The organism is Parasediminibacterium schistidii (assembly GCF_046546515.1).
Taxonomy (GTDB): domain Bacteria; phylum Bacteroidota; class Bacteroidia; order Chitinophagales; family Chitinophagaceae; genus Parasediminibacterium.
This window is the reverse complement of record NZ_JBKHKJ010000095.1, coordinates 1-910: the sequence shown is the minus strand read 5'-3', so window position 1 is coordinate 910 and position 910 is coordinate 1. Positions and strand designations below refer to the sequence as shown.

The following is a 910-nucleotide window of genomic DNA, read 5'->3' as shown; positions in this document are numbered from 1 at the left end:
ATGCAAGCCTGTACAAATAGCAAATACCTTGTAGGGATATTCGTTTTTTCTCAACCTGCATTCGTCTTTAACAATCCTGTACCTTTTTGTGCTACCGATAGCATGTTCTACCATGACCCTTACTGTTGATATTGCCCTATTTTCATCTTTTTGGGCTTGTGTCAAGTCTTTTCCCCTTGGCTTTTTCTTGGGTTGGATAATCCTGATGCCATCTGGGGCAAACCCTTGGTAACCCGTGTCCTGCAATAGTATGATTTTTGCCATTGCTTTGCCAAGTACGTCCAAGTACTGTTCATCTGCAATCTTTTTATCGTGCGTTGCACCGCTTACAGTGGCACCCACGAACAGTATCAGGCATAGCGTGCTAATAATCACCCCGTTTTTCAACGTGTGTTTTTTCTTTTTGCCACTGTAGTTCTCTTTTTGTTCCTCATCTTCCACTGGGCGTGGTATTTCCCGCTCCGTTCCATCGTGCATCAGCACCATTTCACCCTCTACAGCTAATTTTTCCGCAAGCCCCTCCGCAGTTGTTGCTGGCATTGCACAGGCATCTTCAAGTGCATCTTGCAGCACAACTGTCAGGCTGTGTATAAATTCGTTGCACTGCTTTTGGGTCATGTTGAACCAATCCGCTTGTTGCTCCTGGATAGGGTTCAATTTTTTAAAACTCAATATGAAAGCAAGCCTGTCTGCCACTGTTGGCAAAGGGCTGTTGCTGTAGATGACAAATTTCCTAAGTTGCTTTTTCCGTTCGCCGCTTATGTCATGCTTGCTGAAATATTCCTGGTGCGCTTTTTCAAAATAGGGCAGCAGCCCTAAAAAATCTTCCACACGGTAGCCTGTCATCGCCACAAAACGAACAGGGTTCTTTGACCATTTTTCATACATACCTATTCCCATATAGATATAA

At 44.1% G+C, this 910-nt stretch carries 1 protein-coding gene; it reads right to left on the bottom strand.

Features of this window, described 5'->3' with window-relative positions; all coding sequences use genetic code 11:
• Nucleotides 1-900, bottom strand: a 900-nt coding sequence (locus tag ACHFIY_RS19310) for a transposase family protein (RefSeq protein WP_410847770.1), incomplete at its 3' end; no start/stop codon positions are given.
• Nucleotides 901-910 lie beyond the last annotated feature (10 nt).